Genomic DNA, 20,331 nt, shown 5'->3' with positions numbered 1-20,331 from the left:
CGGCCGCGGTATTGGCCGATCGCGGTGATGACCGACCGCACGACGCAGGGAGCCTCCCGTCGGCCGAGCATGTCTCGGCTTACGGAGGCTCCCCGCGGGCCTTAACCGATTGCACGAGTTCAAGAGGAGCGCTGCCATGGCAGAGCCGCAGCCCGTCCTGGAGATGACGGGCATAGTCAAGGAGTTTCCGGGGGTAAGGGCTCTGTCGGGCGTCGACTTCCGGCTCTTCCCCGGCGAGATCCACGCCCTGATGGGCGAGAACGGGGCCGGGAAGTCCACCCTGATCAAGGTGCTGACGGGGGTTCACTCCCTGGACGGCGGCACCATCACCCTCGACGGCAAGACCGTGCGGATCGGCAGCCCGCTGCAGGCGCAGCACGCCGGGATCAGCACCGTCTACCAGGAGGTCAACCTCTGCCCCAACCTGTCGGTGGCGGAGAACATCTTCATCGGCCGTGAACCCACCCGCGCCGGCCGCATCCAGTGGAAGCGCATGCGCAAGGAGGCCGCGGAGCTCGTCGACCGGCTCGGCCTCGACATCGACGTCACCGCGCCCCTGTCCTCGTACCCCCTCGCGGTGCAGCAACTGGTCGCGATCGTACGATCGGTGGGCACCGGCGACAGCGACGGCTCGGGCTCCGGTACCAAGGTGCTGGTCCTGGACGAACCGACCTCCAGCCTCGACCGCGACGAGGTCCTCGAACTGTTCCGTCTGATGCGGCAGTTGCGGGACGAGGGCGTCGCGATCCTCTTCGTCTCGCACTTCCTCGACCAGATCTACGAGATCTGCGACCGCATGACCGTCCTGCGCAACGGCACCCTGGTCGGCGAGCACCTGGTGCGCGACCTCGACCAGGTCGGGCTGATCGAGCTGATGATCGGCAAGGCCCTGGACCAGTTGGAGGAGCTCCATGACCACCAACTCCACGCGGACGTGGGCGAGTCGCTGCTGAAGGCGGAAGGCCTCGGCAGGAACGGCGGTATCGCCCCCTTCGACCTGGACATCAAGAAGGGCGAGGTCGTGGGCCTCGCGGGCCTGCTGGGCTCCGGCCGCACCGAACTGGCCCGGCTGCTCTTCGGCGCCGACCAGCCCGACAGCGGCAAGGTCACCATCGGCGGCAAGCAGGTGGCGATGAGCGCCCCGAACGACGCCATCGGCGCCGGCGTCGCGTTCTGCTCGGAGAACCGCAAGGCCGAGGGCCTGGTCCCCGATCTGACGGTCCGCGAGAACATCATCCTCGCCCTCCAGGCGTCCCGCGGCTGGACCCGCCCCATCCCCACCGCCCAGCGCGACGAACTGGTCGCCAAGTACATCAAGGCGTTGGACATCCGTCCCGCCAACCCGGAGGCCCGGGTGGGCCAGTTGAGCGGCGGCAACCAGCAGAAGGTGCTTCTCGCCCGCTGGTTGATCACCCAGCCGAAGCTGCTGATCCTCGACGAGCCGACACGCGGCATCGACATCGGCGCCAAGACGGAGATCCAGAAGCTGGTGGTCTCCCTCTCCGAGGACGGCATGTCCGTGCTCTACATCGCGGCCGAGCTGGAGGAGGTCCTCCGCCTCAGCCACACCATCGGCGTCCTGCGCGACCGCAAGCTGGTCGCGCAGCTCACCAACGGGCCCGAGATCACCACCAGCAAGATCCTCGAGACCATCGCGAGCGGAGAACAGCAGTGACCACCACCTCCCGCTGGCGAGCACTGACGCGCCACAACCTCTTCTGGCCGATCGTGGTCCTGGTGGCGCTGCTGCTCGTCAACGTCCCCTTCACACCCGACTTCTTCGCCATCCGCATGACGGACGGCCACCTCTACGGCAGCCTCGTCTCGATCGTGCTGTTCGGCTCGCCCCTCATCCTGGTGGCGGTCGGCATGACCCTGGTCATCGCGACCGGCGGCATCGACCTCTCGGTCGGCGCGGTCGTCGCCATCACGGGCGCGCTGACATGCTCGTACATCAGCGACCAATCGGATCAGGACGCCCTGGCCGGAGTGCTGCTGGCGATGGGCGTGGGCCTGATAGCGGCGGTCGTCTGCGGCCTCTGGAACGGCTTCCTGGTCGCCCGCATGGGCATCCAGCCGATCATCGCGACGCTGATCATCATGGTCGCCGGCCGCGGCGTGGCCCAGCTGATCACCGACGGCCAGATCATCACCATCAACAGCGAGCCGTACAAGCTGATCGGCGGCGGCTACTGGCTGACCCTGCCCTTCTCCATCTTCGTGGTGGCCGCGGTGGTGGCCATCACGGTGGCGCTGACCCGCCGCACGGCCCTCGGCCTGCTGGTCGAGTCCGTCGGCGGCAACGCCGAGGCCAGCCGCCTGGTCGGCATCCGTTCCCGCCGTATCAAGATCATGGTGTACGTCTTCTGCGCCCTGTGCGCGGGCATCGCGGGCCTGATGATCAGCTCCAACACCTCGGCCGCGGACGGCAACAACGCCGGCCTGTGGATCGAACTCGACGCGATCCTCGCCGTGGTGATCGGCGGCACCTCGCTGCTGGGCGGCCGGTTCTCGATCGGCGGCACAGTGGTCGGAGCCCTGGTCATCCAGACCCTGACGACGACGATCTACACGATCGGCGTCCCGACCCAGACCAACCTGGTCTTCAAGGCCGCCGTCGTCATCGTCGTCTGCCTCCTGCAGTCCCCGAAGTTCCGCGCCAAGGTCTTCGGCGCCCGCGCGAAGGCCGCGGCCCCGGCGGCGCCCGCCGTGGTCGCCGAGCCCGCCGACTCCGCTCCCAAGATGGAGGTGTCGTGATGAGTACGACCACCAAGGCCCCCACGACGCCGCAGACCCGTACGCCGTCCAAGGCCGCGCGCCTGCTCGGTGACCGGCGACTGCCCGTCCTGGTCACGGCGGCGTTGTTCCTCGCGATGTACATCGGCGGACTGAGCCGCTATGTGAACTACGGCTTCGGCGACTCGCAGGTGTTCCTCAACCTGTTCATCGACAACAGCTATCTGCTGGTCGCCGCCGTCGGAGCCACCTTCGTCATCATGTCCGGCGGCATCGACCTGTCCGTGGGCTCGGTGATCGGCTTCACGACGATGCTCACGGCGTGGCTGGTGCAGGACGTGGGCCTGCCGCTGCTGGTCGTCATCCCCATATCCCTGGGCGTGGGAGCGTTCGGCGGCTTCCTCATGGGCTATGTGATCCACAACTTCGAGATCCAGCCGTTCATCGTGACGCTGGCGGGCCTCTTCCTCTTCCGGGGCCTGTGCCTGGTCATCAGCAAGGAGTCGATCGCCATCACCGACTCGGCCGTGAGCAGTCTGGCCGAGACGCGGGTGTCGCTGGGGGTGGGGGAGCTGTCGATCGGTGCCATCGTGGCCCTGCTCGTCCTGGCCGGGGCGTTCTACCTCCTCCACTACACCCGCTTCGGACGCCGGATCTACGCCATCGGCGGCAACGAGCAGTCGGCCCTGCTGATGGGCCTGCCGCTGGGCGGCACGAAGATCGCGGTCTACACGATGAGCGGCTTCTGCTCGGCTCTGGCGGGCCTGCTCTTCATGCTCTACATCCAGTCCGGCGACCCGCTGCACGCCGTGGGCATGGAGCTCGACGCGATCGCCGCGGTGGTCATCGGCGGCACGCTGCTGACGGGTGGTTCGGGTTATGTCGTGGGCACCCTGTTCGGCGTCCTGGTCCTCGGCCTGATCAAGAGCATCATCCAGTTCGAGGGCACGCTCAGCTCCTGGTGGACGAAGATCGCCACGGGTGTGCTGCTGTGTGCGTTCATCCTGATCCAGCGCGTCATGACGACCCGTAAGGAAACGTGAGCGGAGGGGGAACCGGCCCGCTGCGGTCCGATGTCGCTTTCGATGCGATGAGGTGTGATGAGGGCAGAACATCCTCAACTCGCCGCGCCGGAACGGCCGGTTCCCCACACAACCTTCACAGCTGCCTCTAGGAACGCCGCCGGTTCGGAACTTAACCTTCCCGCGTCATGGACTACTGCCTCCCGTGCCGCAGGCACCTCAACGGAGCCCTCGCCTGCCCGGGCTGCGGCACCCCAGCTCAACAACTCCACGCGTACGCGGCCCAGCCGCAGCAGGCGGGTGCAGGCGGCGACGCCTATCAGGCGTACGGGGCCGACGGTGGGTACGCGGGTGCGGCGTACGGCGACGGGTCCGAGGGCGGCGGTGCCGCGGAGAGCGCCGAGAGTGCGCAGAGCCTCGACCGGACCGAGGTCGTGGGAGTGCCCGCGGGTGGTGGTCGGGCGGCGCGAAGACGTGCGCGGGGCCGGGGACGGGGCGGCAGGCCTGCCGAAGTCGATGAGGAGCCCGAGGGCTACGACGACTCCGACGAGTTCGAGGACGACGACGATGAAGGTGGAGCCGGCGGGGCCGGTGGCGCGAGTCGCCGTGACCGCAAAGCGGCGGCGCATCGGCGTCGGCGCCGGCGGACCCTGCTGATCGCGGCGGGCTTCATACTCGCCGCCGGTGGTCTGAGCCTGGCGGAGCTCGGCATGGACGCTCCCGGCTCGTCGTCGACGCCTGCCGCGGCGGGGGGTGAATCGGCGGAGGGCGCGGCCGAGGCGGAGGCGAGCAAGACGGCCGAGCCGCTGACCGACGAGAACGGAACCGTCCCTTCGGCCTCCGGATCCCCGGACGCCTCGACCTCCCCGTCGGCCTCGGAGTCCAAGGACGACAAAGACCCCGACAAGGACGCCCAGTCCACCTCGGCCTCACCCCCGAGCCTCACCACATCCGCCCCGGCGGCAACGACCCCGACGTCCTCCGCGACTCCCACATCGGACCCGACAACATCGCAACCCACAGCGGCCCCGTCACCGACGGAAACCTGCGATCGCTTCCTGTGGTGGTGCACCTAGGTTCAGCCCGCCCGGCGTCCGACGACAAGGGCCTGCCGTCCCCAGGTATTTCAGCCCGTCCGGGGGTACCCCCTCTGGGGGCGTTTGAGGACGAGGCCCTTCGGGCCGACGGGGGTCCAGGGGGCGGAGCCCCCTGGAGGCGGGGTCGAAGGGGCGGCAGCCCCTGGAGGATGGGACGGGTAGGGGCGGCGGGGGCGAGAAAAGCCCGCCGCGCACCCCGCCTCAAACCCCCAGCATCCGCCGCAGCAGATCCCGGAAAACCGTCCGCTCCGCATCGGACAGCCCCGCCAACGGCTCCCGAGCGAACCGCAACGACTCCCGAAGGCTACGAGCCACCGCCCGCCCTTCGTCCGTCACCGCCGCCAGCTTCACCCGCCGATCCGCAGGATCCGGCCGCCGCTCCACCAGCCCCCGCGACTCCAGCCGATCCACGATCCCGGTGACATTGGACGGCTCGCACCGCAACTTGTGCGCCAGCTTCCGCATGGGCAGCGGCTCAAGGGACAGCAGACTCAACAGCCGAGCCTGCGCCCCGGTCAGCGCGTACTCCGCCGCCGCATCCTCGAAATCCGCGTGGAAACGGGCCACGACGTCCCCGATCAGCTCGATGACCTCAAGGGTCAGTACATCGGGACGAGCGGTCTTCTGTGGTGTGGCCATGGCACAAGCGTACCCCCATTACTTGACAACATGAAATATTCAGGGGCATGGTTGTTTCAGGTACTGAAGTAAATCTGAAAGGTTCCGTCATGATCAACCGCGAGTGGCACCTCCTCTCCCGCCCCGTCGGCTGGCCCAAGCCCGAGGACTTCGCCCTGGTCGAGACGGAGATCCGGCAGCCCACCGAGGGACAGGTCCTCGTACGGAACAAGTACCTGTCCGTCGACCCGTACATGCGCGGCCGCATGAGCGACGCGAAGTCCTACACCGCCCCCTTCGAGCTCGGCAAGGCGATGCAGGGCGGCGCGGTCGGCGAGGTCATCGCGTCCGAGGCGGAGGGCGTGGCCGTCGGCGACCACGTCCTGCACTTCGGCGGCTGGCGCGAGTACGCCACGTTCGACGCCGCGCAGGCCGTGAAGGTCGACCCCGAGGCCGCGCCCCTGTCGGCGTACCTCGGCGTCCTCGGCATGACCGGCCTCACCGCCTACGCCGGCCTCCTGCGCACCGCCGTCTTCAAGGAGGGCGACAGCGTCTTCGTGTCCGGCGCGGCCGGTGCCGTCGGCAGCCAGGTGGGTCAGATCGCCAAGCTCAAGGGCGCCTCGCGGGTCATCGGCTCGGCCGGCTCCGACGACAAGGTCAAGCTCCTCGTCGAGGAGTACGGCTTCGACGCCGCCTTCAACTACAAGAACGGCTCGGTCAGCGAGCAGCTGCGCGCCGCCGCCCCCGACGGCGTCGACGTCTACTTCGACAACGTCGGCGGTGACCACCTGGAGGCCGCCATCGGCTCCCTCAACCAGGGCGGTCGCATCGCCGTCTGCGGCATGATCTCCATCTACAACAGCACCGAGCCCGCCCCCGGCCCGAAGAACCTCGCCCGCCTCATCGCCACCCGCGGCCGCATCGAGGGCTTCCTGGTCAGCGACCACTACGACCTCCAGCCCCAGTTCGTCCAGGAGGTCGGCCCCTGGGTCGCCGCGGGCGCGCTGAAGTACCGCGAGACCGTCGTCGAGGGCATCGAGAACAACCTGGAGGCCTTCCTCGGCGTCCTGCGCGGCGACAACACCGGGAAGATGATCGTCAAGGTCTGACATCTTCTGCCGGTTTCCGGCATGCGGTAACTTCTTTCCGAAACCCGTCGTCGATCGTGGGCGCGAGCGCGGCGGACCTAGGAGGAAGACACCGCATGACCATCCAGCAGACCGACGTCCTCTACACCGCCGTCGCCACCGCCGAGAACGGTCGCGACGGCCGGGTGGCCACCGAGGACGGCAGGCTCGACGTCGTCGTGAACCCGCCCAAGGAGATGGGCGGCAGCGGCGAGGGCACCAACCCGGAGCAGCTGTTCGCCGCCGGTTACAGCGCCTGCTTCCAGGGCGCCCTCGGCGTCGTCGCCCGTCTGGAGAAGGCCGACATCTCCGGCTCGACGGTCACCGCGAAGGTCGGCATCGGCAGGAACGACGACGGCTTCGGGATCATCGTCGAGATCTCGGCCCGGATCCCGAACGTCGACGCCGAGACCGCCAGGGACCTCCTCGAGAAGGCCCACCAGGTCTGCCCGTACTCGAAGGCGACCCGCGGCAACATCAGCGTGACGCTGGTCTGACCCGTTCGTTGCCTACGACGGAGGCCGCACCCCTGGACGTGGGGTGCGGCCTTCGCCTGTGTCCTGTCGGTCTCCGCCCGCCTCACACGGCCGAGGCCAGCGCCGCGCCGTGCACCGCCTTCACCAGCCGGTCGTTCTCCGGTGCCGCCCCGCCCGGGAAGGCGAGCCGGCGCCGGGTGTAGCCGTAGGCGAGGCCGCTCCACGGGTCGGCGAAGGTCTGGGAGCCGCCCGCGCCGCTGTGCCCGAAGGTGCCGGCGCCCAGGAACGGGTGACGGCTGTCGGCGATCGCCTGGAAGCCCAGACCGTAGGAGCGGTGCTCACGGGCCACCAGGTCATAGCCGCTGGAGTGGATCTGGCCGACCTCGGCGATCGTGTCCGGCTTCAGCAGCGGCGGCCGGTCGCCCATCTCGCTGATCGCTGCCGCGTACATCCCGGCGAGCCCGCGCGCGGCCGCCACCCCGCCCGCCGACGCCGGGCCCTTGGCGCGCACGGTACGGGAGTTGATGTGCCCCACCAGGTCGCCCGGGTCCGGCACATGCATGTTGAACGCGATCGACGCCAGGGTGTGCGGACCGGAGGGCGCGGTGTCGATCAGGGCCTGCTGGGTGGGGGTGGGGATCATCGGCTGCGCGGAGCGGTACCGCGGTTCCAGGGCCGCGGGCAGGCCCAGGTGGAAGTCCAGGCCGTACGGAGCCCGGATCCGCTCCTCCCACAGTTCCTGGATCGTACGGCCCGTCGCCCGGCGTACGACCTCGCCGGTGAGCGCGCCGATCACCAGGGCGTGGTAGCCGAAGGCCGTGCCCGGGCGCCAGAACGGCCGTTGGTCGGCGAGGCGTTCGGCGATCGCCCGGTCGTCGGCCAGCTCGTCCCGGGTGAACCCGGCGTCGAGACCGACCAGCCCGGCCCGGTGCGTGATCAGCTCGCGCAGGGTCAGCGCGCCCTTGCCCTCGGCCGCGAACTCCGGCCAGTAGTACGTCACCTTGCGGTCCAGTTCGAGCGTGCCGTCCTGGACGAGGAGAGCGGCCACGAGATGCGCGGCACCCTTCGTCGACGAGAACACGGCGTGGAGGGAGTCGGCGTCGTTGTCGTCGCCCGTCCACAGGTCCACGACCCTGCGGCCGTGGACGTACGCGCACAACTGGCCCTCGTAGTCGGGGCGTTCACCGGAAACGAACGCGGCGAACTCCTCGCGCACCGCCTCGAAGCCGTCGGCGACGGTGCCGTGTATCTCCTGTGTCATCCGCTCTCCTTGACTGATCTACACCGCTAGCCGGCGCTGGCCATGCTGAACAACGCCCCTGCGACCTGCGGGAATTCCCCCTTCGGATGATCCCGGAAGAGGGGTTCGGTGCCGAAGAGGACCGACTGCGGACCGCTGACGACCGAGGGCTGTCCGGCTGCGGCCAGGGGTCCGCCGCTGCCGTCCGCCGACGGGCGCCAGTGCCCGGAGACAAGGGGGTTTCCGGTGGCGTACGACTGCTCCACGCGGACCTGCGGGCCGAGGTCCGTGAACCAGACGGGCGCGTACACGAAACCGTGTCCGGGAGCGCCGGCGGTCACCGGCCCCGAGTTCACCACCCGCACCACACCGTTGGCGTCCCCGTTGCCCTCGACCGGCTTCGCGGCCAGCAGGCCGGTGGCGGTGGCGAGTCCGGCTCCGATGACCCCGCGCCCGACGAGACCGTGACCGGCGTCGAGGAAGGCGTCCAGGGCCGTGCGGGCGGACGTCGTGAGAGCGCCGTACTCCAGCCCCGTGGACACGAACAGGACGTCCGCCGACGACCAGTCGAAGCCCGCGTTGGCGACGGCCGTCGAGACCGGGGTGACCTCGAAGTTCATCTCGCGCAGCGCGAAGAGCTCGCCGGGGGTCACGGCGGCGGCGACCCGGGTGCGGCGCAGTGCCTGGGTGCCGGTGAGGGTGGTCGCGTCGAAGGCCACGTCGTACGTCCGGGCCAGTTCGGCCGCCTTCTGCCGCGCCGACGCCGGGACGATCGCGCTGGTGCCGTCGGCTGTCCGCCGTACCGGAATGCCTTGCTGGAGAAGGGAGTTGACGGCGGAGATCGCCTGCGGGTCGTCCAGGCGCAGCCGCAGGGCGCCGCGCGGGGCGACGTGCCCGACGGCCGTGGCCTCGCCGATCGACCGCAGCGGCAGGCCCTTGAGGGTTCCGGCCGGCACCGGCTCCACCGTGGCGCCCCACAGCCGGCCCAGGCTCCAGCCCGAGATGTCGTACATCACCGACACCTTGTCGCTGATGTCCCGTCCGTCGGCGAGCAGCACATTGGCGAGACCCCGCTTGGGCTGGTGCATGTCGACGACGTACGAGCCCTTCGCATACGCCTTTCCGCCGAGCCGGAAGGCGTGGCTCGCGCGGGTGACGCGGACGTCGTTGGCGAGGAGGTGGTCGACCAGGCGGGCGGTGGCGGTGGCCTTCGGGCCGCCGGGCAGGACGTAGGCGCGCGGGAAGACGGTCGTGTAGACGTCCTCGGGGCCGATGCCGGGGACCCCGGGGACCGTCTCCAAGGAGACGGGGATCTGCGCGGCGCCCGTCGCTCCGCGGCGGAAGACCTCGATCTGGTCGTTCACCAGCGCGGTGCGGTTGGCCCGGACGAAGTCGAGCGTGGCGCGGATGGCGGCACCGGCGACGTCCACGTTGACGGCCGACCGGCGCCGCAGCTCCGCCACCGGCAGGTTGTCGTAGGCCGCGTTGTTCACCTGCAACGGGATCTCGACCGTGTGCGCGGCGACCGTGCCGTGGAACGCCGCGTACTGCGGGGTGAAGATCGGCGGCCAGTCGTCCCAGCCCTCCTCCTGGTCCCGGAAGGGGATCTGCGCGGGCTGCACCCCGTCCTTCGCGGGCGTGTAGCCGAGGCCGTTGACGGCGGTCTCCATGCCGAGGGCGTTGGCGTAGGTGTTCTTCAGGAAGAGGTCGTACTCGTAGTTCTCGCCGTGCGGGGGAGTGGTGGGCTCGATGAGGGTGCCGTTGACGTAGCCGTGCAGGTCGAGCATGACGGCGGGCTGCTTGTCGATCTCGATCTGCCGCATCGCCCGCACCTCGGGCTGCGAGGCGGTGACGAAGTCCCGGTTCATGTCGAAGCCGTTGGCGTTGGCGCGGGTGCCGGCGATACGGCCGTCCGGGTTGGCGGTGATGTTGAAGTAGAGCCGGGAGTGGGCGAGCAGGTCCCGGGTCCTGGTGTCCGTGGCGGTGGCGAGCTGCTCGATGAGCTTCAGGGAGGCGTCGGTGCCCTCCCACTCGTTGCCGTGGATGTTGTTGTTGAAGAAGACGGGCGCCTTGTAACCGGCCTTGATCTCGGGCGACTTGGCGGCCTGGGCCGGGGAGTTCTCGATGAGGTCGCGCATCCGTTCCTGGGCGCGGGCCTGGCGGACCGTCTCGGGTGCGGTGACGGTCACGAGGTAGAGCCGGTGTCCGCCGGCCGACCGTCCGGCGACCTCGACGCTGACGCGGTCGCCGAGGGTCTGGACGGCGTTCAGCTTCGGGGCGATCGCGTGGTACGGGGTGAGGCCGAGCTTGATGGACTTGTCGGCGGGGTTCTCCGGGTCGGCGGAGAGGATCTGCTCGCGGGGGTAGCCGCGGATCGCGCCACCGGCCGTCTGTTCGTCGGCGAGGGCTCTCCTGGCGGCGCTCGCGGGGGCCTGTGCGGCCCGCTGGTCGAGCGGTGCCTCGTCCCGGGTGACGGGCGGCGCGGGTTCCGCGCCGGCCGTATGCGGGGTGAGCAGCAGTGAGCCTGCCGTGGTGAGGGCGAGGGCGGCGATCAGTACGGGTCTCGCGGGTGCGGTTCTCGTGGTGCGCACGCGTCGTACCTCCTCCGGGAGCTTCCTGAGATCGGTACGGCGACATGTACCTGTTCGACTCAACCGGAACAAGAGGGAGTTCGTGTCACGGATGCCCCGGATGGCGCATCCCGAGGGGTCCGGACGGGGCATGCTGAGCTCGGGACACCCGGCGACGGCGGCTTGGCAGGCGGACCCACCAGGAAGGCGGCGAGCTCCTCATGGCACCGATCCCTCCCCTTCCCAGCAGGGAAGACGTACTGCGCATGGCGCGCAGCACCAGCGACATCACCGGCCAACTCCTCGACACGGCCGGGAACATCACGAAGATCGCGATCAACACCTTCGACCCCAGGGACGGTTCGGGGCAGGAGGTACTGCGGGTCCTGCGCGAGACGACGGCGGGGCTGGCGGAGGCGAGCGCGTCGCCGCAGGCGCAGGAGGCCTTCTACCGGATCGTGGACACGCTGACCCGGCTCGGCACGAGCGGCGCTCCGCTGGCCGTCCACCCGGTCAGCGAACCGGCCCAGGCCCTGCTGACGGCGCTGGGCGACAGCCTGCTGCCGGTGCTGGACGCGGTGGAGCCGGCGGTGGAGGAGTTCGCGACCGCGCTGGGCGACCTGGTGGAGGCGATGTCCCCGCTGCTGCCCGCGGCGGCCGGACTGGCGGCGGGCACCCTGCTCGCGTTGACCCCGGTGATCCGTACGGCGGCGGAGATCCTCCGCGACTCCTCCCCCGAACTCCGCCGTATCGCCGACGCGTTGACGGCGGCGCTGGCCCCGCTGATGCCGCTCCAGCTCGCCCTGGCGGAACGTGCGGCCGCCGCGGGCGCGGGCGTGGTCCGCGCCTCCCTCCAGCCCCTCGCCGACCTCACGGAAGCGGCGGCGGCGACCACGAAGGCGGCCCGTCCGGTGCTGATCGCCGGGGAGGAGCTGCTCGTGACGGGCCTTGAGCAGCTCCAGCCGGTGCTGCTGGCCGGGGCGTCGCGTGCGGGCCGGGTGGCCCGGGCGGCGGCGGTACGGGTGCAGGCAGCGGTGAGTCCGGCGGATGAGCGGGGGGTGGTGGTGGCGGTGGCGCCTGGGTGACCCACGCCCCACGAGCAACGGCGTCCACGGCCGGGAACCCTGTCCCCGGCGCCCGATAGAGTTCCCCCATGCGCGATCTTGGGGTGGGCTTCACCTATCTGCTGAAGGGCCAGCGATGGGTGGCCCGGCACGGCAAGCAGTACGGCTTCGGGCTGATACCGGGCCTGATCACCCTCGTTCTCTACGCGGCGGCGCTCGTCTCGCTCGCGGTCTGGGGCGAGGACTTCATCGGCTGGGCCACCCCCTTCGCCGACGACTGGTCCAGCCCCTGGCTCGGTCTCTTCCGCGGTTTCCTCACCGTCGTGCTGTGGGCCCTCGCCCTCCTTCTCGCGGTCCTGACCTTCACCGCGGTCACGCTCCTGATAGGCCAGCCCTTCTACGAGAGCCTCTCGGAGACGGTCGACCGCGATGTGTCCCCGGACGGCACCGCCCCCGAGTCCGGCCTCCCCCTGTGGCGCGAGCTGTGGATCTCGGGCCGCGACAGCCTGCGGATCGTGGTCCGTGCCCTGCTCTGGGCGGTCCTGCTCTTCGCCCTCGGCTTCATCCCCTTCGTCGGCCAGACCGTGGTCCCGGTGATCGGCTTCTTCGTCACCGGGTTCTTCCTCACCGAGGAACTCGCCGCCGTGGCCCTCCAGCGCCGCGGCGTCGAACTCCGCGACCGGCTCGCGCTGTTCCGCTCCCGCAAGACCCTGATCTGGGGCTTCGGCACCCCCCTCGGCGTGGCCTTCCTGGTTCCGTTCGTCGCGGTGTTCCTGATGCCGGGCGCGGTCGCGGGCGCCACTCTGATGGCCCGCGAACTGCTCGGGGAAGAGACCCGCGAGGACGCCGACGACACCGACGACACCGACGACGACACAGAGGGGATCACCTCTTGACCGAGATACTCGCCGTCGCCGTCATCACCGTCCTGGCCGTCATCGCCCCCGGCGCCGACTTCGCCATGGTCATCCGCAACAGCTACCTCCACGGCCGCCGCACCGGCCTGTTCGCCGCGACCGGCGTCGCCGCCGGCGTCCTGGTGCACGTCACCTACACGATGCTCGGCGTGGGCCTGCTGATCGCCTCCTCCACCTTCCTGTTCACGGTGATCAAGCTGGTCGGCGCGGCCTACCTCGTCTACATCGGCGTCCGCACCTTCCGCACCCGTGGCGAGGTCCAGCTCGACCTGGAGACCACGTCGGACCTGACCCCGCTCAAGGCCCTGCGCTCCGGCTTCCTCACCAACGTCCTCAACCCGAAGACGACCCTCTTCGTCGTCTCGACCTTCGCCCAGGTCGTCAGCCCCGGCACCCCGGTCTACCAGCAGGTGGGCTACGGCCTGTTCATGTCACTGGCCCATCTGCTGTGGTTCGGCGTCGTCGCGGTCTTCTTCTCGCACGACCGCATGCGCACCCTGATGCTCCGCGGCCAGAAGATCCTCAACAAGGTGATCGGCTCGGTCCTCGCCGGCCTCGGCGTCAGCCTCGCGTTCGCCCCGTCTCACTGACCGCCACGGTCACGATCGACCGCACCTGGGCGATGATGTCCAGCCGGTTCCGCACGAACTCGGGGTCGGTGACCTCGGTGGTGTTGCCGGTGGCGAACTGCAGCACGGGCGTGTGCACATGGCCGCCGGGCAGCTCGTCGTGCAGCCCCGACCGGTCGCGCAACAGCGTGGCCCGGTAGGCGATCTCGTTCGACAGGTAGTCCCCGCCGCCCCCGGCCCGGGCCGTCGAACCCTGCGTCGGCCCGTCGGCCCGTACGACGGGTTCCGTCCCTCCCACCGGGATCTCGGTCACGCTCGTGTTGTCGTACACGGGGAAGCGCCCGGTGCTCGCCGCCACGATCGCCTTGTACGGCAGGGTCGTAGTCGTCCACTGCGGCTGCGAGGCCGGATCGGTCACGGGGACGGTCTCCGTCCGGGAGACGTTCTCGTTGTCCGGGAAACCGCCCCGCCAGGCCCCGTTGGTCCGCTCGATGTCGAACCGCCCGACCCGCCCCTGGCTGACCGTGGTGAAGAGGTCGACCCTCTTCAGATACGGCCGCAACGTCCGCTCCACCGTGCCCTCCGCGAAGTCCTGCCAGCGCACCGGGAACACGGCCGTCTCCACCCGCGCCGGCCCCTTCGCCGTCTCGATCACCGTGCCGTCGAGCGCGAGCGCGGTCGCCCCGGACGGATTGGAGATCCGGATGTCCCGGTCCAGCGTGAACGGATCGAACCCGGTGACGAGGATCCGCTTGATCCCCTTCCCGGACGGATACCGGATGGCGGTCTGCCCCCGCGAGGTCCGCTCCAACTCGCCCAGCAGCACGGCCCGTTGCCTGTCGCCCAGCCCGAACCCCGGCTCCCAGGCCCGCACCTCCCGCGTCATCCCCAACCGCGCCCAGTACAACGGCCGATCATCGTCCCGGCTCAGATCACCCCCGGCCGGCCCCCGCCCCTGCACCCGGTCGACGGCCCGCCTCCACAGCGCGGATCCTTCGCGTACGACGATCCGGCGGGCCTGCGCATAGGTGCGCGCCGAGCCGAGCTCCCGCGCGAACTCCGGTGCCACGGAGTCGAATCCGGAGCGCCGCAGTATCTCCTGCGGCACGGCCTTGTCGAGCCGCTGTTCTTCGACGGTGGCGGTGGGAGCGGCGGCGGCCTGCGCCGGGTGGGGGGTGACCGTGAGCCCGGTCATCAGGGCGAATCCGAGGACGACTGTCCGAACACGTAGAGCAACCACGGGAGTTCAGCCTCCGTCTGGTGTGGGGGAGTGGGCCGAAGTATCGCGTGACGGAAGTGGTCTACGCCATGGTGTGTGATTCAGGAAGGGCTCCTTGCGCCCCGAAAGGGGCGTGGGGCTGTATCAATTTGCGGCTACCGCCGCGTGGGCGCGACCAGCCCCCACCGACGCGCGCTTTCGTCACTGCGCCACCGACACAGCGATCCTCCCCGCCGCCTCCCGCAACGCCCCCACGAACGCCCTCACCGCAGGCACCGCGGAGCGCCCCCGTGCCGTCGCCGCGTACACCGCCCGCGCCGGCGCCCCTTCGTCCAGGACCGGCAGCAGGGCGACGTCCGGCCGTACCGACTCCGCCGCCAGCGCCGGGACCAGCGTCACGCCGAGGCCCGCGGCGACGTAGCCCTGCTTTGCGGTCCACTCGGCGACGACGTGTGCGACGCGCGGCCGAAAGCCCTGGCGCAGGGCCGCGTCCAGCAGTGTGCCCTCCGGGCGGGCGCTGCCGGAGATCCAGTCGGCGTCGGCGAGTCGGCCGAGGCGGACCGGACCGCCGTCCGCCAGCGGATGTGCGGCCGGGACGGCGACGTACAGGGACTCGTCGAGGAGGTGGTGCAGGGCATACGGCTCCAGCGGCGCGCCGCCTGTCGTGGACACCACCGCCAGGTCCAGATGCCCGGCGGCGAGCCGGTCCAGGAGCCCGGGGGTGAACCCCTCCTCGCGGGAGACCCGGACGCGCGGATGGCGGTCGCGGAAGGCGCCGAGCGCACGCGGCACCAGCGCCGCGTCGGCCGTGGCGAACGCCCCGAACCGCAGTCGTCCGCCCGCCACTTCGCGCAACGCCGCCAGCTCCCGCCCGGCCCCGTGCAGCGCCTCGACGACGGCCTCCGCGTGCGGCACCAGGACTCGGCCCGCCTCGGTGAGCCGTACGCCCCGCGGCAGCCGGTCGAAGAGCGGGGCCCCGCCCAGCGCCGACTCCAGCGAGGAGATCTGCCGGGACACCGCGGACTGGGTCCAGCCGAGGGTCCGCGCGGCGACCGTGAAGGAACCCCGGCGGGCGACCTCCAGGAAGGCGCGCAGCCAGACGGTGGAGAGATCGAGCGACTCATGCGGAGACGGCATGGGGCCCATGCTAGACATTCGCTTGTCGCATCGCGGGGGTGGACATAGCGTCGGCGCCATGGAGCACATCGCATTCCTCGGCCTGGGACACATGGGCGCCCCCATGGCCCGCCGACTCCTCGCCGCGGGCCACCCGTTGACCGTCTGGAACCGCACCGCCGGGAAGGCCGGACCGCTCGTCGCCGCGGGCGCCGGACTCGCCGCCTCCCCGGCCGGCGCCGTCCGGGACGCGGACGTCGTCATCACCATGCTCGCCGGCCCGGACGCGCTGGAGGCGGTGGCAGGGGCCGCCGCGGAAGCCCTGCGGCCGGGCGGCCACTGGATCGAGATGTCGACCGTCGGCCCGGACGCCGTACACCGACTCGCAGCCCGACTGCCCGAAGGCGTCCCCCTCGTCGACGCCCCCTGGGGGTCCCCCCGCTCGAGCGAAGCCGAGAGTGGGGGAGGGCAGCACCACAAGGCGGCTTCGGGCGCCCTCGGTATCCTCGCCGGCGGTGACACGACCGGCGTCGAGCACCTCCTCGCCCACCTCGGCACCGTCACCCGCACGGGTGCCCTCGGCTCCGGCGCCGCTCTCAAGCTCGTCCTCAACTCGGCCGTCATCAGCGGGATCGCGGTCGTCGCCGAAGCCCTGCGGCTCGCCGACACCCTCGGCCTGGAGGGCGACACGGCCCGCACCGCCCTCGCGAACGGTCCTCTCGCCGGAGTCGTCGTCCGCGCCCACGCCGAGGGCGTGCACTTCGACGCCACGCTCGCGGTGAAGGACCTCGACCTGGCCACGAAGACGGCACGACTGCCCGTCATCGAGGCCGCGTCGGAGCACTACCGCCGGGTCGCCGAACCCGGCGAGGACATCTCCCGGGCCGCGGCCCGCATCCGCACCGCCTGAACCCGCAGACAAGGGAGCCGCATGAAGGTCACCATCGACAGCCCCGCCTCCGCCCCCCAGCCCCTGAGCCCCTACTACTCCCAGGTCGCCCGAGTCGAACAGGCCGACGGCAGCGCCCTGTTGTTCGTCTCCGGACAGATCGCCGAGGGGGAGACCCTGGCCGAGCAGAGCCGAGGCGTCTTCGAGACGATCGACGCCCTGCTGAAGGCCCACGGCGGCACCCTCGCGGACGTCGTCAACATCCGCACCTACCTCACCGACATCGACAGGCTCCAGGAATACGGCGCCGTACGAAGGGAGTTCCTCACCGGGACCCCGCCCACCAGCATGACCTTCGAGGTGTCGAAGCTGTTCCGGCCGCAGGCCCAGATCGAGGTGGAGGTGGTCGCCGCGGTCAGGCCGGGTTCTCAGGGTTCTCGGGATTCTCAGGGTTCTCGCCCAGCAGCCTGAGGAAGTCCCGGAACGCCCCCGGCATGTCCACCGACTCGGGGTCGAGGAGCCACTGGTACTGGAGCCCGTCCATGACCGCCACCAGCAACGGCGCCGTGCGCTCGGGCGTCAGCCCGTTCGGCAGCCGGTCCCCGTACTCGGCACGCAGCACCGCCGCCATGCTCTCGCGCACCTGCGCATAGCGCTCGGTGAAGTACGCGCGCGCCGGATGCCCGTCCGTCACGCTCTCGCCGAGCAGTGCCGAGAAGGTCTGGATGATGCCGGGCCGCATCGCGTTGTACTCGACGAGCGAGGCGAGCAGGTCGATCCGCCACTGGGTGTCCGGCACCGCGTCCCACTGGTCCCGCTCCTTGAGCACGGCGACCAACAGCGCTTCCTTCGTGGGGAAGTGGTGCAGCAGCCCCTGCTGGGTGAGTCCGACGCGCTCCGCGACGGCGGCGAGGCTCGCCCCGCGGTAGCCGCGCTCGGCGATCACCTCCAGGGCCGCCCGGACGATCTCCGCGCGCCGTTCCTCACTCCTGACCCTGGCGTTCATGGGGTCACCGTACGGCATGACCATATGCCAAATATTACGGCCACATAACGAAACCTACCGTCTTACAGGTAACGGGTGCACGATGAGGGAACGGCACGGACCCGAAACCAGGAGGACCCAATGGCGGGCACTTACTCCACCACCCCGGCGGACCAGACGCGCGAGGCCGCCGTCGAGGCGGCCCTCGGCAAGCTCGACCTGGACGCGAAGGCCCGGCTGCTGGCCGGCCAGGACATGTGGACGCTGCCCGCCCTGCCCGAGATCGGCCTCGAGTCCCTCGTCATGTCCGACGGGCCGATCGGTGTCCGAGGCGTGCGATGGACCGCCGACGACCCCTCGATCGCGCTGCCGTCCCCGACCGCGCTCGGCGCCACCTGGGACCCTGAACTCGCCCGCCGCGCCGGTGCCCTGCTCGCCCAGGAGGCCCGCCGCAAGGGCGTCCACGTCCTGCTCGCCCCCACCGTCAATCTGCACCGCTCCCCGCTCGGCGGCCGCCACTTCGAGGCCTACAGCGAGGACCCGTACCTCACGGGACTCATCGGCGCGGGCTATGTGAACGGCGTCCAGTCCGGCGGAGTCGGCACCACTGTCAAGCACTTCGTCGCCAACGACGCCGAGACCGACCGCTTCACGGTCAACAACGTCGTCTCCGAGCGCGCCCTGCGCGAGCTCTACCTGCGGCCCTTCGAGCTCATCGTCGAAAACGCCCGCCCGTGGGGCATCATGACCGCGTACAACCAGGTCAACGGCGTGACGATGACCGAACACCACCACCTCGTGAACGAGATCGCGCGCGGCGAGTGGGGCTTCGACGGCTACAACGTCTCCGACTGGATGGCCGCCCGCTCCACGAAGGGCGCCATCGAGGGCGGCCTCGACGTCGCCATGCCGGGCCCCCGGACCGTGTACGGCGAGGCCCTCGCCCAGGCGGTGAGGGACGGCGAGGTCGAGGAGGCCAAGGTCGACGAGGCCGTGCGGAACGTGCTCCGGCTCGCCGCCCGCGTGGGCATCCTGGAGAGCGCCGAGCCGGTCGTCACCGAACTCCCCGACACCATCGACGGCGAGGCCCTGGCCCGCGAGATCGCCCGCCGCGCCTTCGTCCTGGTCCGCAACGAGGTACGCGACGGGAACAGCGCCCTGCCGCTGAAGCAGGGCACCGTGGCGTTGATCGGCGCCGCCGCCCGCGACGCCCGCGTCCTCGGCGGCGGCTCCGCCACCGTCTTCCCGCCCCGGATCGTCTCCCCGCTCGACGGCCTCACCGCCGCCCTCCCCGAGGACGCCCTCACCTACGCCGTCGGCGCCGACCCCAACACCGAACTCGCGGTCGCCGACAAGGGGTTCACCCTGCGCGCCGTCTGCCGCGACATCGACGGCCACGTCATCGGCACCGGCAACGCCCCCAACGGCCAGATCCAGTGGATGGGCAACGACCTCCCCGAGGGCGTCACCCACGACACCCTCCACACCATCGAACTGACCGGCGCCTTCACCCCGCGCGACAGCGGCACCCACACCTTCGGCATCAAGGGCGTCGGCGCCTTCACCCTCACCGTGGACGGCACGACGTACTACGACGACCTCCAGCTCCCCGCCGACACCAGCGACCCCTTCGAGGCCTTCTTCGGCTCCCCGGTGCCCCACGGCGAGGTCGAACTGACCGCGGGCGAACCGGTCGAGGTCTCCCTCACCCATGTCTTCCAGCTGCCCGAGGGCATCCCCTTCATGGTCATCGCCTTCGCGCTCGCCCACCAGGAGCCGCGGCGCGACGCCGACGAGCTGATCGCCGAGGCCGTCGAGGCCGCCCGGAACGCCGACACCGCCGTCGTCGTGGTCGCCACCACCGACCGCGTCGAGTCCGAGGGCTTCGACCGGGGGGACCTCGAACTGCCCGGCCGCCAGGACGACCTCGTCCGCGCCGTCGCCGCCGCAAACCCGAACACCGTGGTCGTCGTCAACTCCGGCTCCCCGGTCGAACTGCCCTGGCGCGACGACGTCGCCGCCGTACTGCTGAGCTGGTTCCCCGGCCAGGAGGGCGGTGCCGCCCTCGCCGACGTCCTCACCGGCGCCCACGAGCCCGGCGGCCGCCTGCCCACCACCTGGGGCTCCCTGGACGCCGCCCCGGTCACCCGGGTGATCCCCGCCGACGGCGAACTTCCGTACACCGAGGACGTCTTCATCGGTTACCGCGCCTGGACGAAGGAGGGTCGCACCCCCTCGTACCCCTTCGGCCACGGCCTCGGCTACACCGACTGGACCTATGAGTCCGTCCAGGTCGAGGGCACCACGGTCCGCGTCCGCCTCCGCAACTCCGGCGAACGCACCGGCCGCGAGGTCGTCCAGGTCTACCTGGCCCCCGCCGACGCTCCCGGCCCCGACCGCCCCGAGCGCCTGCTGGCCGGCTTCGCCGGCGTCGAGGCCGCGCCCGGCGAGAGCACCGAGGTCACCGTCGAGATCCCGCGCCGCGCCTTCGAGACATGGACCGGGGGAGAGGGTGCGGAGGGCTCGTGGTCGTTTGTGAAGGGTTCGTACGAGATCCAGGTCAGCCGCTCGATCACGGACCGTCGCCTCACCGCCACGATTAACGTCTGATCCGGGAAAAGTCTCCCCACGAGCAGCCCCGGTCCGGGACCTGACACCCGGGCCGGGGCTTGTGCCTTTCCGAAAC

General features: G+C 70.7%; 18 protein-coding genes. 12 read left to right on the top strand and 6 right to left on the bottom strand.

From position 1 onward, the window contains the following. Positions 1 to 136: 136 nt before the first annotated feature. The 4 genes from TN53_RS16130 (at position 137) to TN53_RS47825 (ending at position 4,834) form a co-directional block, all read left to right on the top strand. Complete coding sequence (locus TN53_RS16130) at positions 137 to 1,675, top strand: sugar ABC transporter ATP-binding protein (protein WP_046259173.1); 1,539 nt, start codon at positions 137 to 139, stop codon at positions 1,673 to 1,675. After that, the gene (locus TN53_RS16125; protein ID WP_046259172.1) at positions 1,672 to 2,757 is read left to right on the top strand and encodes an ABC transporter permease; all 1,086 of its coding nucleotides are present in this window, start codon (positions 1,672 to 1,674) and stop codon (positions 2,755 to 2,757) included. Before TN53_RS16130 ends, TN53_RS16125 begins: the two co-directional genes overlap by 4 nt. After that, entirely contained in the window at positions 2,757 to 3,779 is a 1,023-nt protein-coding gene (gene yjfF / locus TN53_RS16120; protein ID WP_046259171.1) for a galactofuranose ABC transporter, permease protein YjfF, read from the top strand. The genes TN53_RS16125 and yjfF overlap by 1 nt, the downstream gene beginning before the upstream one ends. 167 nt (positions 3,780 to 3,946) lie before the next feature. After that, entirely contained in the window at positions 3,947 to 4,834 is an 888-nt protein-coding gene (locus tag TN53_RS47825) for an SCO2400 family protein (protein ID WP_046259170.1), read from the top strand. A gap of 222 nt (positions 4,835 to 5,056) precedes the next feature. Here the strand turns inward: TN53_RS47825 and TN53_RS16110 are convergent, their stop codons facing one another. Continuing rightward, complete coding sequence (locus TN53_RS16110) at positions 5,057 to 5,494, bottom strand: MarR family winged helix-turn-helix transcriptional regulator (protein ID WP_046259169.1); 438 nt, start codon at positions 5,492 to 5,494, stop codon at positions 5,057 to 5,059. Positions 5,495 to 5,583: 89 nt separating this feature from the next. On the opposite strand from TN53_RS16110, the gene TN53_RS16105 reads away from it, so the two are divergent. Next, the gene (locus TN53_RS16105; protein ID WP_046259168.1) at positions 5,584 to 6,582 is read left to right on the top strand and encodes an NADP-dependent oxidoreductase; all 999 of its coding nucleotides are present in this window, start codon (positions 5,584 to 5,586) and stop codon (positions 6,580 to 6,582) included. A 95-nt stretch (positions 6,583 to 6,677) separates the two neighbouring features. Further along, positions 6,678 to 7,097, top strand: a complete 420-nt coding sequence (locus TN53_RS16100) for an organic hydroperoxide resistance protein (protein WP_046259167.1) — start codon at positions 6,678 to 6,680, stop codon at positions 7,095 to 7,097. An 82-nt stretch (positions 7,098 to 7,179) separates the two neighbouring features. Here the strand turns inward: TN53_RS16100 and TN53_RS16095 are convergent, their stop codons facing one another. Next, the gene (locus TN53_RS16095; RefSeq protein WP_046259166.1) at positions 7,180 to 8,337 is read right to left on the bottom strand and encodes an EstA family serine hydrolase; all 1,158 of its coding nucleotides are present in this window, start codon (positions 8,335 to 8,337) and stop codon (positions 7,180 to 7,182) included. A gap of 26 nt (positions 8,338 to 8,363) precedes the next feature. Continuing rightward, positions 8,364 to 10,907, bottom strand: coding sequence for a M14 family zinc carboxypeptidase (locus TN53_RS16090; protein WP_046259165.1), 2,544 nt, complete (start codon positions 10,905 to 10,907; stop codon positions 8,364 to 8,366). A 245-nt stretch (positions 10,908 to 11,152) separates the two neighbouring features. Between TN53_RS16090 and TN53_RS16085 the strand changes: the two genes are divergently transcribed. From TN53_RS16085 to TN53_RS16075, 3 genes are all read left to right on the top strand, one after another. Then, on the top strand, positions 11,153 to 11,971 hold the full coding sequence (locus tag TN53_RS16085) for a hypothetical protein (protein WP_234441606.1): 819 nt from the start codon (positions 11,153 to 11,155) through the stop codon (positions 11,969 to 11,971). 68 nt (positions 11,972 to 12,039) lie between these two features. Further along, positions 12,040 to 12,846: an EI24 domain-containing protein gene (locus TN53_RS16080; protein WP_046259163.1), complete on the top strand. Its 807-nt coding sequence runs from the start codon at positions 12,040 to 12,042 to the stop codon at positions 12,844 to 12,846. Beyond that, the gene (locus tag TN53_RS16075) at positions 12,843 to 13,457 is read left to right on the top strand and encodes a LysE family translocator (RefSeq protein ID WP_046259162.1); all 615 of its coding nucleotides are present in this window, start codon (positions 12,843 to 12,845) and stop codon (positions 13,455 to 13,457) included. Before TN53_RS16080 ends, TN53_RS16075 begins: the two co-directional genes overlap by 4 nt. Here the strand turns inward: TN53_RS16075 and TN53_RS16070 are convergent. Together TN53_RS16070 and TN53_RS16065 are read right to left on the bottom strand one after the other, a co-directional pair. Then, positions 13,429 to 14,631 (bottom strand): pyroglutamyl peptidase, encoded by a 1,203-nt coding sequence (locus tag TN53_RS16070; RefSeq protein WP_046259161.1) that lies wholly within the window; start codon positions 14,629 to 14,631, stop codon positions 13,429 to 13,431. The two genes, TN53_RS16075 and TN53_RS16070, sit on opposite strands and share 29 nt — an antisense overlap. Before the next feature lie 225 nt (positions 14,632 to 14,856). Further along, positions 14,857 to 15,801, bottom strand: coding sequence for a LysR family transcriptional regulator (locus tag TN53_RS16065; RefSeq protein ID WP_046259160.1), 945 nt, complete (start codon positions 15,799 to 15,801; stop codon positions 14,857 to 14,859). A 49-nt stretch (positions 15,802 to 15,850) separates the two neighbouring features. Between TN53_RS16065 and TN53_RS16060 the strand changes: the two genes are divergently transcribed. Next, positions 15,851 to 16,681 carry an NAD(P)-dependent oxidoreductase gene (locus TN53_RS16060; protein ID WP_046259159.1) on the top strand — a complete coding sequence of 277 codons (831 nt, stop codon included), beginning with the start codon at positions 15,851 to 15,853 and terminating at the stop codon, positions 16,679 to 16,681. 21 nt (positions 16,682 to 16,702) lie between these two features. Further along, positions 16,703 to 17,131, top strand: coding sequence for a RidA family protein (locus TN53_RS16055; RefSeq protein WP_046259158.1), 429 nt, complete (start codon positions 16,703 to 16,705; stop codon positions 17,129 to 17,131). Here the strand turns inward: TN53_RS16055 and TN53_RS16050 are convergent. After that, positions 17,076 to 17,684, bottom strand: coding sequence for a TetR/AcrR family transcriptional regulator (locus tag TN53_RS16050; RefSeq protein ID WP_046259213.1), 609 nt, complete (start codon positions 17,682 to 17,684; stop codon positions 17,076 to 17,078). The two genes, TN53_RS16055 and TN53_RS16050, sit on opposite strands and share 56 nt — an antisense overlap. A 102-nt stretch (positions 17,685 to 17,786) precedes the next feature. Here TN53_RS16050 and TN53_RS16045 point away from each other — a divergent pair, with 102 nt between their 5' ends. Next, positions 17,787 to 20,255: a glycoside hydrolase family 3 protein gene (locus TN53_RS16045; RefSeq protein ID WP_046259157.1), complete on the top strand. Its 2,469-nt coding sequence runs from the start codon at positions 17,787 to 17,789 to the stop codon at positions 20,253 to 20,255. The last annotated feature ends 76 nt before the right edge of the window (positions 20,256 to 20,331 follow it).

The organism is Streptomyces sp. WM6386 (assembly GCF_000972385.1).
GTDB lineage: Bacteria > Actinomycetota > Actinomycetes > Streptomycetales > Streptomycetaceae > Streptomyces.
The sequence above is the reverse complement of the archived record's forward strand: the minus strand, read 5'-3'. Positions and strand labels throughout refer to the sequence as shown.